The 17,553-nt window shown below is 61.2% G+C and carries 15 protein-coding genes and 1 pseudogene; 9 read left to right on the forward strand and 7 right to left on the reverse strand.

Features of this window, described 5'->3' with window-relative positions; all coding sequences use genetic code 11:
- The first annotated feature begins 22 nt into the window (after positions 1–22).
- Together AXG89_RS04975 and aqpZ are read left to right on the forward strand one after the other, a co-directional pair.
- Positions 23–1,435 carry a DUF2252 domain-containing protein gene (locus AXG89_RS04975; RefSeq protein WP_062168281.1) on the forward strand — a complete coding sequence of 471 codons (1,413 nt, stop codon included), beginning with the start codon at positions 23–25 and terminating at the stop codon, positions 1,433–1,435.
- 176 nt (positions 1,436–1,611) lie between these two features.
- A complete protein-coding gene (gene aqpZ / locus AXG89_RS04980; protein WP_062168283.1) occupies positions 1,612–2,355 on the forward strand; it encodes an aquaporin Z in 744 nt (247 codons plus the stop codon).
- Between the two features lie 90 nt (positions 2,356–2,445).
- On the opposite strand, the gene AXG89_RS04985 is transcribed toward aqpZ, so the two are convergent.
- Entirely contained in the window at positions 2,446–2,649 is a 204-nt protein-coding gene (locus AXG89_RS04985) for a cold-shock protein (protein WP_056364527.1), read from the reverse strand.
- Positions 2,650–2,928: 279 nt separating this feature from the next.
- Between AXG89_RS04985 and AXG89_RS42970 the strand changes: the two genes are divergently transcribed.
- Together AXG89_RS42970 and AXG89_RS04990 are read left to right on the forward strand one after the other, a co-directional pair.
- The gene (locus tag AXG89_RS42970) at positions 2,929–3,195 is read left to right on the forward strand and encodes a hypothetical protein (protein ID WP_236873373.1); all 267 of its coding nucleotides are present in this window, start codon (positions 2,929–2,931) and stop codon (positions 3,193–3,195) included.
- Positions 3,122–6,328: an autotransporter family protein gene (locus tag AXG89_RS04990; RefSeq protein WP_236873374.1), complete on the forward strand. Its 3,207-nt coding sequence runs from the start codon at positions 3,122–3,124 to the stop codon at positions 6,326–6,328. Before AXG89_RS42970 ends, AXG89_RS04990 begins: the two co-directional genes overlap by 74 nt.
- Before the next feature lie 13 nt (positions 6,329–6,341).
- Here the strand turns inward: AXG89_RS04990 and AXG89_RS04995 are convergent, their stop codons facing one another.
- Together AXG89_RS04995 and AXG89_RS05000 are read right to left on the reverse strand one after the other, a co-directional pair.
- Positions 6,342–6,620, reverse strand: coding sequence for a DUF6440 family protein (locus AXG89_RS04995; protein WP_062168285.1), 279 nt, complete (start codon positions 6,618–6,620; stop codon positions 6,342–6,344).
- A 56-nt stretch (positions 6,621–6,676) separates the two neighbouring features.
- Positions 6,677–7,810, reverse strand: a complete 1,134-nt coding sequence (locus tag AXG89_RS05000) for an aminotransferase class I/II-fold pyridoxal phosphate-dependent enzyme (protein WP_062168287.1) — start codon at positions 7,808–7,810, stop codon at positions 6,677–6,679.
- Between the two features lie 108 nt (positions 7,811–7,918).
- Here AXG89_RS05000 and AXG89_RS05005 point away from each other — a divergent pair, with 108 nt between their 5' ends.
- Positions 7,919–8,812: a LysR family transcriptional regulator ArgP gene (locus AXG89_RS05005; protein WP_062168289.1), complete on the forward strand. Its 894-nt coding sequence runs from the start codon at positions 7,919–7,921 to the stop codon at positions 8,810–8,812.
- Positions 8,813–8,963: 151 nt separating this feature from the next.
- Positions 8,964–11,233: pseudogene (locus AXG89_RS05010) on the forward strand (patatin-like phospholipase family protein).
- Positions 11,234–11,249: 16 nt separating this feature from the next.
- On the opposite strand, the gene AXG89_RS05015 reads toward AXG89_RS05010, so the two are convergent.
- Positions 11,250–12,365 (reverse strand): ATP-binding protein, encoded by a 1,116-nt coding sequence (locus AXG89_RS05015; protein ID WP_236873375.1) that lies wholly within the window; start codon positions 12,363–12,365, stop codon positions 11,250–11,252.
- Positions 12,366–12,503: 138 nt separating this feature from the next.
- On the reverse strand, positions 12,504–13,217 hold the full coding sequence (locus AXG89_RS05020) for a response regulator (protein WP_062170288.1): 714 nt from the start codon (positions 13,215–13,217) through the stop codon (positions 12,504–12,506).
- A gap of 170 nt (positions 13,218–13,387) precedes the next feature.
- Here AXG89_RS05020 and AXG89_RS05025 point away from each other — a divergent pair, with 170 nt between their 5' ends.
- Both AXG89_RS05025 and AXG89_RS05030 read left to right on the forward strand, forming a co-directional pair.
- Positions 13,388–14,362 (forward strand): VirK/YbjX family protein, encoded by a 975-nt coding sequence (locus AXG89_RS05025; protein WP_062168291.1) that lies wholly within the window; start codon positions 13,388–13,390, stop codon positions 14,360–14,362.
- A gap of 81 nt (positions 14,363–14,443) precedes the next feature.
- A complete protein-coding gene (locus AXG89_RS05030; RefSeq protein ID WP_062000579.1) occupies positions 14,444–14,719 on the forward strand; it encodes a hypothetical protein in 276 nt (91 codons plus the stop codon).
- Between the two features lie 19 nt (positions 14,720–14,738).
- Here AXG89_RS05030 and AXG89_RS05035 read toward each other — a convergent pair whose 3' ends face one another.
- Together AXG89_RS05035 and AXG89_RS05040 are read right to left on the reverse strand one after the other, a co-directional pair.
- Positions 14,739–15,428 (reverse strand): hypothetical protein, encoded by a 690-nt coding sequence (locus AXG89_RS05035; protein WP_075357263.1) that lies wholly within the window; start codon positions 15,426–15,428, stop codon positions 14,739–14,741.
- A gap of 135 nt (positions 15,429–15,563) precedes the next feature.
- The gene (locus tag AXG89_RS05040; RefSeq protein WP_062168295.1) at positions 15,564–16,946 is read right to left on the reverse strand and encodes a sigma-54 dependent transcriptional regulator; all 1,383 of its coding nucleotides are present in this window, start codon (positions 16,944–16,946) and stop codon (positions 15,564–15,566) included.
- 272 nt (positions 16,947–17,218) lie between these two features.
- Between AXG89_RS05040 and AXG89_RS05045 the strand changes: the two genes are divergently transcribed.
- Positions 17,219–17,497: a GlsB/YeaQ/YmgE family stress response membrane protein gene (locus AXG89_RS05045; RefSeq protein WP_062168297.1), complete on the forward strand. Its 279-nt coding sequence runs from the start codon at positions 17,219–17,221 to the stop codon at positions 17,495–17,497.
- Positions 17,498–17,553: the final 56 nt, after the last annotated feature.

The raw sequence follows: 17,553 nt of genomic DNA on the forward strand, positions 1-17,553 counted from the left end.
GGACGTTTGAAGAGAGGCGGTCATGTCAGGTGAAAGCAAGACGGCGTCGCGCGTTGCCGCGGGCAAGGCGCATCGGGACAACATGCCACGCTCCGCGCATGGCAAGCTCGGGAAAATCGATCGCGATCCCATCGAACTGCTCGAACAAAGCAGCTACGGTCGCGTGAACCGTCTTGTTCCGCTTCGATATGGCCGCATGATGGCATCGCCATTTTCGTTCTTCAGGGGCAGCGCGATCCTGCAGGCGAACGACCTCGCACAGTCCGCCAACACGGGCCTGGTCATGCCCATTTGCGGCGACGCGCATCTGATGAACTTCGGCGGTTTCGCCACGCCGGAGCGCCAGCTCGTCTTCGACCTGAACGACTTCGACGAAGTCGCGCTTGGCCCATGGGAATGGGATCTGAAACGGCTTGCCGCAAGCTTCATGATCGCCGCGCGCCACATGCGCCTGAGCCGGCTGACAGCCGAAAAACTGGTCGAAACGGTGGTGTCGCAATATCAGACCCGCATGCGTGAGTACGCGCAATTCAGCGCGCTCGAACTCTGGTATGAACGCATCACGTTCGACCGCATGCTCGAAACCGCCGTCAGCCCCGAACGCAGGCGCATCTTGCGCAAGGGCATGGAAAAAGCGGCGAGCCGCACGCACGACAGCATGCTAGAGAAGGTCGCGCAATTCGATGGCGAGCACTGGACGCTGCGCGACATGCCGCCCGGCATGTTCCACATCCACGGCACGAATACGCTGTTCGATGCAGACGACGACTGGGTCGCGCTCGGCAACTGGCAAGCGGTGATCAAAGGCATGTTCCCGCAGTACATGAAGACGCTCACGCATGATCGCCGCGCGTTGCTGCGCCACTTCACCGCGCAGGATCTCGCCTTCAAGGTGGTGGGCGTGGGCAGTGTCGGAACGCGTTGCCTCGTGTTGCTGATGCTGGACGAACTCGGCAAGCCGATGTTCCTGCAGATCAAGGAAGCGCGCCGGTCGGTGATCGAACAGCACTTCGAAGCCGAGACCCTGGGCCATGCCGGCGAGCGCGTGGTGCGAGGCCAACGCGTGATGCAGGCCGCCAGCGATATCTTCCTCGGCTGGGGCACAGGTCCCTCCGGACGCCACTTTTATTTCCGGCAACTGCGTGACATGAAGCTGTCGGCAAACATCGAATTGTTCGATATCGATGTCCTCGAAGGCTACGCCCGTCTGTGCGGCTGGATTCTGGCGCGCGCTCACGCGAAGGCGAGCGGCAAGGCAATCGAAATCAGCGCGTATCTCGGCCAGGGCAGCCAGATGGCAGAAGCGCTGGTGTCGTATTCGAAGAACTACGCGGATCAGGTCGAACGGGACTTCGATCTTTTTACTCAGGCGTGCAGAAGCGGACGGCTGCTCGCTCGCACCGACGAAGACATGGCCGCCGACTTTCATGTTTGAAAGACGCATTTGCAGGGTCGATTTTTAAAATCCCTGACCTACACTGATTGCGTGACCGGCATTCCGTATTTATGCGCCGCGTCACACAGCAGACAAATAGTCAGGAGGACTAAAACGAATCAAAGCGGTCGCGCCGATTCTTCTCGAAACCCGTCGTATCTAATGGATGTCACATCATGCGATTACAACAGCGTCTCATAGCGGAGTTATTTGGCACGTTTTGGCTAGTAATTGGCGGATGCGGAAGTGCGGTTCTCGCCGCGAAGTTTCCGGGAACGGGAATCGGTTTTGTGGGGGTATCGCTGGCATTCGGTTTGACCGTGCTCACCATGGCTTATGCACTCGGCCATATTTCAGGCGCCCATTTGAATCCGGCAGTTAGCGTCGGGCTGGCAGTCGCCGGCCGTTTTCCGGCGAAAGAGCTGGTACCGTACATCGTCGTGCAGGTGATCGGCGCGACCCTTGGCGCGTTCGTGCTGTATCTGATTGCCTCGGGCGTGCCGGGGTTCGACGCCGCCGCCAGCGGCTTCGCCAGCAACGGCTACGGGGCACGCTCGCCCGGCGGCTACTCCATGACCGCCGCCCTCATCTGCGAAGTCGTGATGACATTCTTCTTCGTGCTCGTCATTCTGGGCACCACCGACGGACGCGCCATCTCCGGATTCGCGCCGCTCGCCATTGGCTTGTGCCTGACGCTGATCCATTTGATATCGATACCGGTGACCAACACATCGGTCAATCCGGCGCGCTCGACCGGGCCTGCGCTCTTTGCAGGCGGGGCGGCGCTGGGGCAGCTCTGGCTCTTCTGGGTCGCGCCGATAATCGGGGCGTTCATCGCGGGGGCGCTGTATCCGCGGCTCTTCCCGGAAAAGGTCACGGCAATCGCGCCGGCGCCGCTCGCCATCGACGCTGCGCCCTGACCCGGCAGCGCGCCGCCATAAAAAATGGCCCGCCAAGGCGGGCCATTCATTCACGCGATCAAGCTAGCTGTATCGAATTGAAGCGTCGAATTACAGCGGCTGGATGTTCGATGCTTGCAGACCCTTCGGGCCTTGCTTCGCTTCGTAGCTCACTTTCTGGTTTTCCTGGAGGGTCTTGAAGCCTTCCGTGCGGATTTCCGAGAAGTGCGCGAACAGGTCGTCACCGCCGCCGTCCGGCGTGATGAAGCCAAAACCCTTCGCATCGTTAAACCACTTCACAATACCTGTTGCCATTTGCTGATTTTCCTAGAAGAGACGTAATTCCGTTTGGTAGCGTCACCCGCCGTCAAACGGCAAAGCGTTGCTGCCTCCTTTTACCACGCGAAAATGACACTTTGCAATTGGATTCTCCCCGGAGTTCCCGGAAATCCTGTCCAAATAGCGCGTGTGCATAGTGCGGAGACACCTGCCGTTCATCCGAGCGGACATGCGAATAATAATTAAAACATTTGGTAAGGCAAAGAAATAAGTCTATTTTTATCTCTCATTAGACGTTCTGAGAGACCGGAGACAATGAAGAAAGCAGTCGACTTGGGCATTTGCGGCGCTGTTGTTTTTTCGGGAGCGATCGCGGGGTCGGTGAATGCCGCGTGCAGTTCGACTGCGCCAACAAGCGGCGCGAGCGTAGTGTGCAGCGGAACCGGCGTTGGTCCGGTGGCCGCGCTGACCGGGCTCGACCGGGGTCAATATCACCATCGACTCGACCGTGGCCGCCGCGCTCACGCGTGCGGCTTCGCCGGTATCGTTCAGCGTCGTGGGGGCGAGCACGATCACCAATAGCGGCGCGATTACGCTAACCGGCGGCGGCGGCTCGGGAACCAATCGAGGTGCGGTCCTCCTGGGCACTGCAAATAACAATCAGCTTACAAACGCTGCGACCGGCAGGATCACCACGACTGGCGCCTACAACGACGGCATGGCCGCCAATGGCAGCGGCAATTCCCTTGTGAACAACGGGTCCATCTCGACCGCCGGGCCGAACGCGTACGGCATGTCCGCCGCCTGGGGGCAGACAAATGTTGGTCAGGCCAACAACAGTTTGACCAACTCCGGAACGGTATCGACGAGTGGCAGCAACGCGCGCGCGGCATCCATAGTCGGCGGCAGCGGGACGATCAACAACAGCGGCAGCTTGTCGACGTCAGGCGCCAACAGTCCCACAGCGTATCTTCAAGGCAACAACGATTCGCTCGTGAATACCGGCACGATCACCGCGACCGGCGCCGACTCCGACGCGGTGTTCTCCAACACTGCGGGGTCGAGCTTTGCGGCGACTATCGAAAACCGGACGGGCGGTCGGATTTTCAGCCAGACCGCGGCGGCTGTCCGGACGCTGAACGGCGCGAGTACCGTCACGAATGCCGGGCTGCTGCAGTCCGGCGGCCCGCTGGCGATCGCCATGGGCAATGGGGCAAACACGCTGATCCTGCAGACAGGCTCGCAGATCATCGGCGGTACCGATGGCGGCGGCGGTCCCGGCGTGAGCACGGTGATCCTGCAGGGAAGTGGTGAGGCATCGAATGCCTTCACGCGCTTTCAGACGTTGCGAATGGACGGCGATGCCTGGACGTTCAGCGGCACGGGGGATTTCAACCTCGCCGAAGTGCAGACCGGCACGCTCAACCTGACCGGCCTGTTTGCGCCGACGACCGTCGCCCTGGTCGATGCTCCTGGCACGCTCCAGGCCACGGCGCAGAACCTGCCGTCCAACGTAACCGACAACGGGCTCGTGCGCCTGGCTCAAGATGTCGACGGCACCTACAGCGGCACGATCTCGGGCACCGGCGCGCTGGAAAAGGCCGGCGCGGGCACATTGACGATGCCCCCCGCAGCAGCCGGCGGCAACACGTATTCCGGCGGCACGTCGGTTCTGGGCGGCACGCTCGCGATCGGCGCCGATAACGCGCTGGGCGCCCCGGCCGGCGGGCTGACGCTCGACGGCGGCACGCTGCGCCTGAACAATGCGCTCGATCTGGCCGCGACACGTCCCATCGTGCTTGGCGCGGCGGGTGGTGTCATCGATACGCAAAATTTCGATACCACCATCGAGCAGAACATCTCGGGCGCGGGATCGCTGACGAAGCTCGGCGCCGGGCAGCTTTTGCTGCAGGCGCCGACCACATTTACAGGCGGCACCACGTTGAGCGCCGGCACCCTCGCCGTAGGCGACAGCTCGCACCCCGGCGCATCGCTTGGCGGCGGCGGGCCGGTTTCCATCGCGGCAGGGACGAATCTGGGGGGCTACGGGAGCATCGTCGGCAATGTCACCAACAACGGCACGATCTTCGCGGCGAATGCGCTGCCGGCGTTTGCATCGGGAGGAACCGGCGCGTTGAACGTGCGCGGGCAGCTCACGAACAACGGCCTCGCGCAGATTGCCGGGGCAGGCGTTGGCAATCAGCTTGTCGTGACGGGCAGTTACGTCGGGCAGAACGCCCGGATTGCGCTCAATACGGTCGTCGGTCCCGACAACTCGGCTTCGGACAAGCTGGTCGTCAGCGGCGGTAATGCCAGCGGGTCCAGCACGTTGCTGATCCACAACGTTGGCGGCACGGGCGCCGCGACCACCGCCGACGGCATCCAGGTGGTTCAGGCCGCGAATGGCGCCACATCGGCCGCGGGTGCGTTCTCGTTACCGGCGTCCATCCAGGCGGGCGCTTATACCTACTATCTCGCGAAGGGCGGCGTCACGGCGGGGACGAGCGAAAGCTGGTATCTGCGAAATACCGTCGCCGCCGCAGCGCCGCCCGTAGTCACGCCGCCGACCTCGCCAGGAACGCCCGGAACGCCGACGACACCGGCCACGCCCGGGACGCCATCGGAGCCCACAACACCCACGACGCCCGGCGCGCCCTCCGGCACGACTCCGCCTTCGCAGGAAGCCCCGTCCGTTCCCACCGCCGCACCTGGCACGCCGCCCCTTCCCGCGCCGCCGCCAGCTGGTTCAGCGCCCATCCCGGTGTACCGGCCGGAAGTGGCGCTTTACGCCGCCATCCCCATGGTCGCGCGCGAACTCGGCTTCCAGCAGATCGACAACTTCCACGACCGCCAGGGCGACCAGTCCCTCCTCACCGAAACCGGCGCGCTGCCGGCCGCGTGGGGCCGCGTCTGGGGCGCGCATTCGGTGCAGAGCCAGGACGGCGCAGCCAATCCTGAATTCGACGGCTCTGTTTTCGGCGCGCAAGTCGGTCACGACATCTACGCTGACTCCACCGCAAGCGGCCACAAGAATCACTACGGCCTGTTCCTGGGTTTTGCGCGCGCGACCGGCGATATCGATGGTTTCGCGCTCGGCTTTCCGAACGTGAACGTCGGCCATTTGTCGATGAATGCGTACAGTCTCGGCGGCTACTGGACGCACGTCGGCCCCACGGGGTGGTACACGGACGCCGTACTGATGGGTTCGTCGATTACGGTCGACCCGTTGTCGAATCAGGGAACCGGCGCAGGGACGCACGGGACAGCCGTGACCGGTTCGGTGGAAGGCGGCTTCCCGATAGCGCTCGGCAACGCGTTCGTTGTCGAGCCGCAGGCGCAGATCCTCTGGCAGAACTTGTCGCTCAATGACTTCAATGACGGCGTGTCGTCTGTCTCGTTCAACAATGGCAACACGTACATCGGGCGCCTCGGTGTGAGGCTGCAACACACCTTCAGCAGCGCAGGCGTGACGTGGCAGCCTTATGCGCGGGTCAGCGTCCTGCGCGCGTTCGGCGAGGGCGACAGCACGACGTTTGCAGGGACCACGACCATCCCGGGGAGCGTTGGACAAACATCGGGACAATTGAACGTGGGACTCGTTGCCCAGGTCACGCGCTCGGGCAGCGCGTTCGTGACGGCGAGCTACCTCACCAATCTCGGCGGCTCGCATCAACGGACGATAGGCGGCAACGCCGGCGTCCGGTGGAAATGGTAGAACCGGCTGCGTCCTACTGACCGAGTTTCGGCGCGCTGCAGTCGGGCGTGCCGTTGCTTTTGAGGAGCGGCGTGATGCCCTGCGCTTGGGCGATGAGATATCGGCAACCCGTTTCGTGATCGGTTTCCAACTGCAGATTGATGTCCTCGGTGGTCTCGCGCGTGAATCGGTTAAAGCTCGCGCGAGAGGCGGGTTTCAAATCAGCGCTCGGGATCGTCGGGACATTCGGTGTGTTCTGGGCATGCGCTGCGAACGACGCGCTTGCCGCCAGCAATACCAACAACCTCTTCATGTGCGTTCCTCGTGACGTTTTGCGCGCAAAGACACACGCATTCCGTTCGATGACATCTACCGCCCGAGGTTCAACCTGCCGCCTTGCTCGCGCAAATAGTTATCGAGGATGGCCAGGACATCCGGCAGATTGCGCCGTCCCAGGCCGATACGAATATGGGTATCACCGTGATCCAGCAACGTGCTGGGAAGCAGCAGCACGCCGGTACGTTCGAGCACTTCCGCGCAGAAGCGCTCCGCGCCGCCCTGCTTCAACCGCGGAAAGGCTACCGTGCCGGCGCGTGGCCGGTGCCATTCCAGGATCTCGTGATGGCGCGCAAAAAATGGATCGAGCAAAGCCAGATTGCTCCGGACAATTGCTGTATTACGCTCGATCAATGCGCCGGTATTGCGCACCGCGATGGCCGCTAGAAACTCGCTCGGCGCGCTATTGCAGATGGTCAGATAGTCCTTGAACGTGTTCATGGCAGCCAGCACATCTCGATCGCGCGTTGCAACCCAGCCAACGCGCAAGCCCGCGAGACCATGCGACTTCGATAACGCGCCAAGCGAGATCGCTTTCTCGTAGACGTCGCACGCGGCAGGCAGCCTGTGCGCCGGATCATGCTCGAGTCCCCTATAGACCTCGTCGCTGAAAAGCCAGAGACCGTGTTTGCGCGCGAAGTCGACGATTGCATCGAACCGTTCTCGATCCGGAAGATAACCCGTGGGATTGTGCGGCGCGCAGATGAGCAAGGCTTTCGTTTCGGGACGCAGCAACGTTTCGAGTTCGTCGGGATCGAGCGCCCAGCCCTCGGCTTCACGCGCCATCCAGGGCGACACCGATACACCCAGCGCCTGCGCCACCGAGTAATGCGACTGATAGCCAGGCATATGCACGATCATGTGATCACCGGCCTCGAGCATCGTGTTCACGAACGAGTAGATCGCTTCCTGCGCGCCTGTGTGCACGATCAGATCATCCGTGCCGATCGACTCGTACAAGGTTGCCAGTTCTCGCCGAAGCTCGGGCGCCCCTGGGTATTCCGTGTAGCCCAGCCACGTGTTGTTGAAGGCATCGGCAGAACCGGGTTCGAGCGCGAGAAGATCCGCGACCGACATCGACTCCGGGTCGGAACTGCACATCAGATAGCGGGCGGTGAATTCGTGAACGGCGAAGTAGCGTTCGAGCGCAAATGGCGTGGGTTGCATGGCGGGTCCAGGGAGAAGAGGCGTGACGGACGCTGGTTAAAGGCGTAGTCTGCCGGTCGTACTTTCATAAATAAAGCTAACTCTCCTAATGCCACTTAAGAAACGCTAATGCTTGACTATGCCCTTCTCGATGCGCTCGGCGCCGTGGTGCGTCATGGCTCGTTCGATCGCGCGGCGCGCGAGCTCAATGTGACGCCATCGGCGGTATCGCAGCGCGTGAAGCTGCTGGAAGAGCGCGTGGGAAGCGTGCTGGTGAAGCGCGGCCAGCCGTGTATCGCGACGCCACCGGGCGCGCTGCTGTGCCGCCATATTGAACGCGTGCGCCGGCTCGAAACCGAACTCGGCAGTCAGATGCCGACGCTGCCCGGCATCCTTGCCGAAGCGTGGCCGACATTTCGCGTCGCAGTCAACGACGACAGCGTGGGGACGTGGTTCATCGATGCCGTATCGGAATTTTGTGTCGAACGAGAAATGCTCCTGGACCTGGTGATCGACGACCAGGACCACACCGCGCAGCAACTGCGCGACGGCAGCGTGCAAGGCGCGGTGACCACGCAAGCCGAAGCCGTGCAGGGATGCCGGTCGACCAAACTCGGGCGCATGCGGTACCTGCCCGTGTGTTCGCCCGCGTTTTTCGATCGATATTTCGCGGAGGGCCTCACGCGTGACGCGTTGCGCCATGCGCCGCGTGTCGAATTCAATTCGAAGGACCAGATGCAGCGGCGCTTCATCCGCCGCATCACGCGCGCGGATCTCGATCCCCCGCGGCACCTGATTCCGCACGTGGCGGGTTTCGTGCGCGGCTGCGCGTCCGGGATGGGATGGGGCATGTGTCCCGAACGCATGATCCGGCCGCTGATCGAATCGAGCGAACTCGTCCGCGTCGTGCCCGGCGCCCATATGGATGTCGATCTTTATTGGCAGAGCTGGCGGTTGTCCATCGGCTGGCTCGACGATTTCAGGACCATGCTGCAAAACCGCGCAAAGGCATTTCTTGATTAGTCCGCGGCCGCACATCACGATCGCGATTTCGGGATGCGAAACACTGTAATCTCTCGAACTCGTTCCTTCTGCATCGGATACACGAGTCTTGTCGAGCAAACATTCCAACGATAAAAAAACCGCCAATCGCTCGAATCTCGCACGTCGGCGCTTGCGTTATGCCGCCGCGCTGCTTGTGCTCGGCTGCGCCGGCGCAGAGCGTCCAGCAGCGGCAGAGGGTGCTGCGTGCGTTGCGGATGCAGGCCCGTCGCCCCGGCGCGCGGTCGGCCTCGTGCTCTCGGGCGGCGGTGCGCGCGGCTATGCGCACCTCGGCGTGCTGAAAGTGCTGGAGGCGAACCGTATTCCTGTCGACTGCATTGCGGCGGCGAGCATGGGTGCGGTCGTCGGCGGTCTGTACGCGAGCGGCATGAGCGCGCAGGACATGGACAACCGGCTCGCGAAAATCAATCTTGCCGACGTCGCATTCGACGTCACCGCGCGCGCCGATCTGCCGCAATCGCAGCGGGAAGACGAGCGGCTGTATATGAACAGCTTGTCGTTCGGCTACGGCTCGCGCGGCTTCCGCCTGCCCGCCGGTCTTGTGCAGGGCACGCAGCTTCAGGCACTGCTGCAGGACTGGACGAGCACGGTGCCCGGGAACATCTCGTTCAACGCACTGCCCGTCCCGTTTCGTGCGATCGCCACGGACTTGCAGACCGGCCAGAAGGTCGTGCTCGATCACGGGTCGTTATCGCAGGCGATCCGCGCGAGCATGGCGCTGCCCGGCCTGTTCGCGCCGGCGGATGTGGACGGACGCACGCTGGTCGATGGCGGCATAGTCAGCAACCTGCCGATAGAAACCGCCCACGACATGGGCGCCGACGTTGTGATCGCCGTGGATATCGGTTCGCCGCTGCGGCCGCTCGATGCGTTGGCGTCGCCCACCGACGTGATGCAGCAGATGATCGGCATCCTGATCCATCAGAACGTCGCGCGGCAACGCGAACAGCTCAAGGCCGACGACGTGCTGATCGAACCCGCGCTCGGTTCCCTCAGCTTCACGGATTTCGCCAATGCGCGCCAAGCCATTGCTGCGGGCGAAGCTGCCGCCACCGCCGCGCTGCCGAAGCTGCGGCATCTGGCGTTGTCGCCTGCGGACTACGCAGCGTATCGCAGGGCGCATTCCGCGCCCGCAAGCAAGCCGGTGCGCATTACGCGCATCGAGATTGCATCGCAGGGCGCGGTGCCGCAGGCGCGCATCCGCGAAACACTACACGTGCAAGAAGGCGATGTGTACGACCCCGCGGCGGTTTCCAGGGACTTGCTGTCGCTGACCACGCTTGGCAATTTCGAAAGCGCGACGCAGCAACTCGTCGATAACGCGACGAACACACGCTCGTAATCAATACCCGCGATAAATACTGGGGCCCGAACTTCCTGCTCTTCGGGCTCGGCTTGTCGAGCAGTACAACCGATTCGGGCGGCTTCCGGCTGCACTTGGGTTATCGGCGGCCGTGGCTGACGTCGTCGGGACTGGAGGGGCGTATTGACGGCACGGTCGGCAGCGACCTGACCAGCATTCACGCGGAGTTGCGGCAGCCGTTGTCGAATACGGCGGGTTATTACCTCGCGCCTTACGTGGACTTTCAGCGGCGCTATGCGAACCTCTACGACGAGGACGGCAACGTCAAGTTGACGCAATACCTGATTCAAACGGAACGCGCGGGGCTCGACTTTGGCGTGCCGCTTTCCACGCTGGGCGATTTCCGTGTCGGCGTTGCGTACACGCATGCATATGGATCGCCGCAATACAACCTGCCGTCCAACCTTTTTGATCCAAGCCTGCCTCCAACGGACAACCTGTTTCCCGAGATCTACGCGCGGCAAATCAGCGCCCGGGCACGGGTGGTCATCGATCAACTCGACGACCCGCTATTTGCCCGTAAAGGTTATTTCGGCGAGCTTCGCGTGGAGCATTCGCTCTTTGCCGGCAGCGATAGTTTCACCGAGGTGTATGGCAAGGGTATTGTCGCGGCAACGTTCGGACGCCATAGTTTCAATGCGAGCGCGGAGGCCGGCGGCAATTTTGGCAGCTCGACCAACCTCACCAACCCACTTGGTTTTACGCTCGGGGGATTTCAACACTTGTCGGCGTATGCCGCCGATCAGTTGGCCGGCGACTCGATGTTCTACGGGCAGGTCACATACATGAACCAGATTGCCAGCTTCAACACGCCGCCAATTCGCGGACTGTTTGCGGGCGTCAGCGCGGAAGTCGGAAACGTCTGGCTGAAGGACTCGCAGTTCGGCAGCGGATCGCTCAAGCGCAGCTTCACGTTTTTCACTAGCGTGACGAGTTCGTTCGGACCAATTTATCTCGGTGTAGCGTTCGCGCCGGGCGGCAGGACGAACTACTACTTCCAGCTCGGACACGCGTATTGAGTTTGATCGGTGGTCTTCAGGCAGCAGCGCTGACAGGCCAGCTCAATTCGAAACGCGCACCGCTCAACGTCACAGGATCGGTCACCGCAATATGTCCGCGATGTGCGTTCAAAACCTGACGCGTGATCGCCAGTCCGATGCCGTAACCGCCTGTCTGGCGATCGAGCCGCACGAACGGATCGAAGATGCGGTCGCGTTCGTGTTCGGGCACGCCGGCGCCGTCGTCTTCAACAAAGATATGTACGTGCCCCCGCTGCACGGACAGCCCGACCACAATCCGTGCCTGAGCATATTTGCTCGCATTGCGCAGCAGGTTGCGCATGGCATACGACATCAGGCGCGTGTCCATCGCAACGCATGCGCACGGATTGATATCGACGTCCCGCACAATGCGCATATGGGTGTAGAGCAGCGTGGCGTCGTGAACCTGCTTGTCGAACCAGCTCAAAAGCGGCGTTGCTTCCAGGTTGGATTGCAGCGAACTATGCTCGAGGCGGGCGTAGGTAAGACTCATATCGATGAGTTCTTCGAGTTCAGTCACATCCTGCCCGATGCCCGCCAACGCCTCGTCATACTCCGCTGCCGATCCCGGCTGGCGCAGGATTTCAAGCGCAAAGCGCACGCGCGCAAGCGGCGTGCGCAATTCGTGCGAGATGCCATTGGTCAGTTCGCGTTGCGCCGCAATGATGCGTTCCATGCGCGCGGCGAGCGCGTTGAGCATGCGCGCAAGCGGCCCGATGATCACGCTATGCGACACGCGTGCACGTATGTTGAAGCGCCCGCCCGTGAAGTCGCTTGCGCGCTCGCGGATGATCGTCAGGTCGTGCCAGACGGGCCGCATCCACCGGTATGCAATCAGCGCGGGGAATCCGAACGTCACCGCTGCAATCAGTATTAGCGCAATGCCCGGTATCTGGCCGGCGCGACCCGGAGCAAGGGCAGTTGCTACCACCACAGCCGTCAATATCGCGACACTCAGCAGGCGGAAATACGCGCGCAGATAGAATCGTGACCAGCTTGGCGTGCGATCGGCGCGCGTGTCGGTCCAGGTGCGGCGGAAATGCAGCCAACGCCATTTGCAGTATCGGAGGAAGGGAAGTTTTTGCGCGGTCGCGTTCATGATCGGAGGCATCGGGTTAAGAGCGCGGAGGAACGTGAATCAGCATTCATATGCGCGCTTGAATGTTAGTCTCAGCGCGCAGATGACATTGTCGATATTGCACCATGCGATGTGCATTTTTGTAGCCGGCCATGTCTGAATGGCCGTGCATCATTCCCATGCGATCTTGCTGAATTGATAACCCTTGCCGCGAATGGTCTTGATGCGCTGCGGCGTGGCTGCATCGTCGTTGAGTTTGCGGCGCAGACGTGAAACGCCGCCGTCGATGGTGCGATCCAGCCCGTCGAATTCGAGTCCGCGCAATTGCCGCATCAGGCTCTCGCGGCTGACCACCTCGCCCGCACACATGACCAGCGCCCAAAGCAGATCGAATTCCGCCGATGTGAGCTCCGGGCTGCTGCCGTCGGGCAACCGGACGCTGCGCGTCGCGCGGCTGATTTCGAATTTGCCGAACGCGAACATGTCGGGCTGCGTTGATGCGCCGGCCGTGCGTTCCATGACCGTCACACGGCGCAGTTGGGCCTTGATCCGCGCAAGCAGGATGCGCGGTTCGACCGGTTTGTGAACGTAGTCGTCCGCGCCGAATTCGAGGCCGAGCACTTCATCGAACTGATCGTCGCGCGCGGTCACCATTATGATTACGCCATCGAAATGAGCGCGTGCCTCGCGGCATATCTGGAAGCCGTCCTTGCCGGGCAGGTTGACATCGAGGATCACCAGATCCGGCTGACGCTTGAGTATTGCGGGAATTGCCTCGTTGCCATGCCGGACGACATCGACCTCATAGTCGTTCTTGCGGAGATAAGCCGCGACCAGCGCCGAAAGGCGTTCATCGTCTTCGACGAGCAAGATCCGGAAGGGCATGAGGGACTCAGTGGTGACGCAATAGCGCCGAATGACAAACAGGATAGCGGATGCGCCGCACGCCACGAGCATGCCCGTACAAAACTCGACAAGACTCCACGCAATTCGACATGCCGGCCACGGCGCATGGATAGCATCCGTTCGATCGCAATCCAGAAAGGTCGTGCACGATGCCCTTGTTCTTTGAATGGTTTGGCGCGGGCCCGCAATCGCTCGCCGGATGGTTCGCCCGTATCGCGAACTCATGTGCAACGATAAATCACGCGAGCCGCATCTTATATCCGGGGACGAGCCGTTTCGCCCGATGGCGGCGGATTCGATTCTGGCTGCGCTCGCTGCTCTGGTGGCGCACGACCACGACGTGGCTCGAGCGCTGTGCGACATCGCCGTTGTCGAGCCTCGTGGAGCGTCAGCCGGTCGCGCTCGAACGCATGCACCGGCCGTTCCTTCATGGATGCTTCAACGCACGCGAACGGCTCAAGGCGAGCCTCGATCATTGCGCGATCACGCAGCAACGCGCGCCGCGACTGGCGAATCGTATTGCATTTGAAGGACGAGTATCGATTGCACGCATCTCGGTCGATGCAGACAGTTGGGACGTATCGCTCGAATCGATCGGGCATTTTCAGCGCGAAGGCGACTGGTCACTTTGCATTCGCGATGCATCCGGCAGACGCGTGGTGTCGTGCACGTTCAGCCTGGCATATCTCGGCGGCAAGGTGCTGCGCCCGCGCATGTGCATTGGCGCGGTCCAGGGCCCCGACAAGTCGATGAACGGCCGCGACCTTTTTCGTACGCTCACCAAGAAGTGGCTTGGATTGCGACCCAAGGTCTTTGCGATTTATCTCGCGCAAAACGTGGCGCAGACGCTTGGCATGGGCAGTACGTTCATCGTGTCGAAACACGCACATGTCTATTCGAACTGGCGCTATTGCCTGCGCAAGAAACGCGTGTCGGCGGACTACGACAACCTGTCACGCGAATGCGGCGCTTTCGCCACATGGAACGGCTGGTTCGTGCTTGCCCCGCCCCGGTTGGATCTTGCGGATCGCGATGACTCGGCTAAGGGAAATGCGCTGCGCCGAAAACGCAATGCACTCAGGGAAGATGTTGTGTTGCAGATTCGCGAACGATTACGCGCGTAACAAACACGACCCGCTTATTAGCTGTTTTGGGCATGCCACTTGCACTACGTTCCCGTTCACTAAAAAGTACTGGGGCGACGCATGGCATCGACGATTTCCGCATCTACCAAATTCCGATCAGTACTAGCAGAGGGCGAGATCGATCATCTGGAAAAGATGCTGCGCCTGTCGCGGACGCAAGGGCCCGTTCCACATCTGAACGGCGCCTACTGGACGGCAAGACTTACATTCGTGCAAGAACATTTCGATCTCGTCGCGGAGCAGGCCAAACGCGTCAAAGCGCTGCTTTGTGTATCGGCGACAAACGATGCGCTGGAATCGAAGGTTGGCGGCGGCACGCGCTCATGGGTCGCTTGAGCGCATCACGCACATTCAATCACTTGCCGCCTGCCTGAGCGGCCTGAGCGACCAGCCGTCGCGCGGACACGCTCGACGCATCCACGGCGGAAGCCTGCGACGCATTGTCCGATACACATCGCCAGTCGCCCGTTGCACGGCAGCGTGCAGCGCGATGCAAAAGATCATCGCGCAAACGTTCTCGGGTAGCCAGGTCCGCGCGCATTTGCTGCAACTGAGGGTTGGCGTTGTCGTTTGACGGCATTGCCGCAAGAGTCCGACGCGCCACAAAAAGATTGCGGCTCCCCATAGCACGATAAAACTCGGAAGCACCCGGAATTGCCGGTATCACTGCGGGTGGCTGTGCCGGCGAGACGCTCGCGTTTGCAGGTGCAGGTGCAGGTGCAGGTGCACTTGCGTTAGCCCCGGCAGTTGCAGCCTGCATCCGGACGACCGCTCCGCTCACGAGCGCATGAGAAGAAACCGGCTGCGGCTTCAGATCCATGTTCGACGGACGAGAGCCACTCAGAGCCCATACGATCAACACGCCTCCGGCAAGCAGACCTGCCCATAGCAGTTGCTCCGTGCGTTTCGAGCGCGCCTGATAGAACTTCAGCGCGCCTTCAGCCAGTCCCGGATACGCGCCTTGCGAACGCTTGGGGCGCCTGATACTTTTCTTCTGAAATACCGTGGTTGCGAAGCTCGTCAAACGGTGCAAAAGGTTTGGCACATGGCCGCACCGCCCACATCTGTAAGTACCTGCAGGAAAGTCATTTCCGCACTCTTCGCATGTCGTCCACGCTGCGTAACCGATAGACTCCAGCATGCGCATAAAAGTCTCCATGTTAAGTGGGTACGGGTGTAATCAAAGGGCTGGGGCCGGATCGCCGGCTTCTTGCATGTCGTCGCCGGCGGCGCGTGTCGGCATTCCCAAATCCTGCATCAGCCGGTGCAAATGGACCCTGGAAATCCCGAGACCGCGCGCTGCATCCACGACGCGGCCCTTGTGTACGAAAAGCGCCAATTCTATCGCGCGCCGGTCCGCCGCCGCGCGGGCCTCCCGAAGCGAATCCGGTGCATTCGCAGCGTGCTCGGTTAGTTCGAGATCCTGAGCAGTGATGTATTTTCCCTCGGATAAAATAATTGCGCGACGTACACGATTAATAAGTTCGCGCACATTGCCGGGCCAGCCATAGTTATGCAAGGCAGCAATCGCATCCGGCGCGAACCCGTGTATGCGCCGTGCGCGTTCGTCCTTGAAGCGTTCAAGCGCGTACAACGCCAGTTCCGTAATATCTTTTCCGCGCATCCGAAGCGGTGGCTCCCGAATTTCCAGCACGCAGAGACGAAAAAACAGGTCGGCCCTGAAACGTCCTTCATCGACCGCCGTCTGCATGTCGACATGCGTCGCGGTAATCACGCGCACATCGACATCCACGCTTTCGATGCCGCCCAGCCTTTCGATTTTTCGCTCTTCAATGAAACGCAACAACGCTGCCTGACTTTCCGCTGGAAGGTCGCCGATTTCATCGAGAAACAACGTGCCGCCATTGGCTTCCTCGACACGTCCGATCTTTCTTTGCGTTGCGCTCGTGAAGGCGCCGCGTTCATAGCCGAACAATTCCGAATGCAGCAACTCGTGCGGGATCGCACCACAATTCACCGCGATGAACGGCATGTCGCGCCGCGCCGATCGTGCGTGAATCATCTGCGCGGTCAATTCCTTCCCCGTGCCCGATTCACCTGATATGAAAACGGTCGCATCCGTCGAAGCAACTTTTCCGATCGCGCGATGAAGCGCCCGCATCACCTCCGACGATCCAATCATGCTACTTGCCATAGCGCCATCGGCAAGTGCCGTGTCTCCTTCGAACCGTAGCGCTTCCATGCCGACCGCCTGCGACAACACGGTCAGAATGCGCTCATGCTGCGTAGGCACCGTGACGAAGTCAAAGCAATGCGCGGCGATGGCGTCGCGCACCTCCTGCAAGTCCCGCGATTCACGCGATACCAGCGCAACCCACGCCACCAGAGCAGAACGCGAAAGCTGTTCGACCCTCTCCAAATGCGGCTTGCTCACGCCGGCCGTCAAGTCGAGCAAGCCGGGCATGGGTGCATCGGTCAAATCACTTGATGCATTTGCGTTGATTGCGGGTACCACTTTCCACGCGGCATCGCTGAGACTCTTTACTAGCTTTTCGTCCGGCTTGTCGCCTATATAAAGAAGCGTCCGATGCACGCGGTCCATGGTTGTAGATATTCTCTGGTAAGCCCTTCTTTACACTTGGATGGGAACAGCCCGGCCATTCGCAGCAGGCGCAACTTTCCGGGTGACCCATCCTATAGACGCGCATTCGCCGCAGGTGAAACAGAAAGTTAGTTTGCGTATCCAGGAATGAAAAAGATCGTCAGATGTAACCGCGCCGCTTCGATCGAATCCGGGCACGTGGTTTGCGCCTACCGAAGCGCCGCGTTCAACTTGCGTTTCCCGCAACGCGGACCTACCCAACGGAGAACGCTATGGAACCTGTATCGCACGGAATCATCTTCTGGCTCATCATCGGCGCCATTGCAGGCGCGCTCGCCGGCCGGATTGTCGATGGCGGCGGCTTTGGGATCGTGGTGGACATCATTGTGGGTATCGTCGGCGCGTTTATCGGCGGATGGCTGGGTGGCGCGCTTGGCCTGCACCTGGGCAGCGGCATCATCGGATCCCTGATTACGGCCGTGATCGGCGCGGTGATTCTATTGATCATCGTGCGGCTCTTCAGCCGTGGGCGTGCCGGGCCAACTGTCTAATAGCGTTCCAGTACCAAAACCCCGTGTCCGCACGGGGTTTTTTATTGTGCAACGCC

It is taken from the genome of Burkholderia sp. PAMC 26561, assembly GCF_001557535.2.
Lineage (GTDB): Bacteria > Pseudomonadota > Gammaproteobacteria > Burkholderiales > Burkholderiaceae > Caballeronia.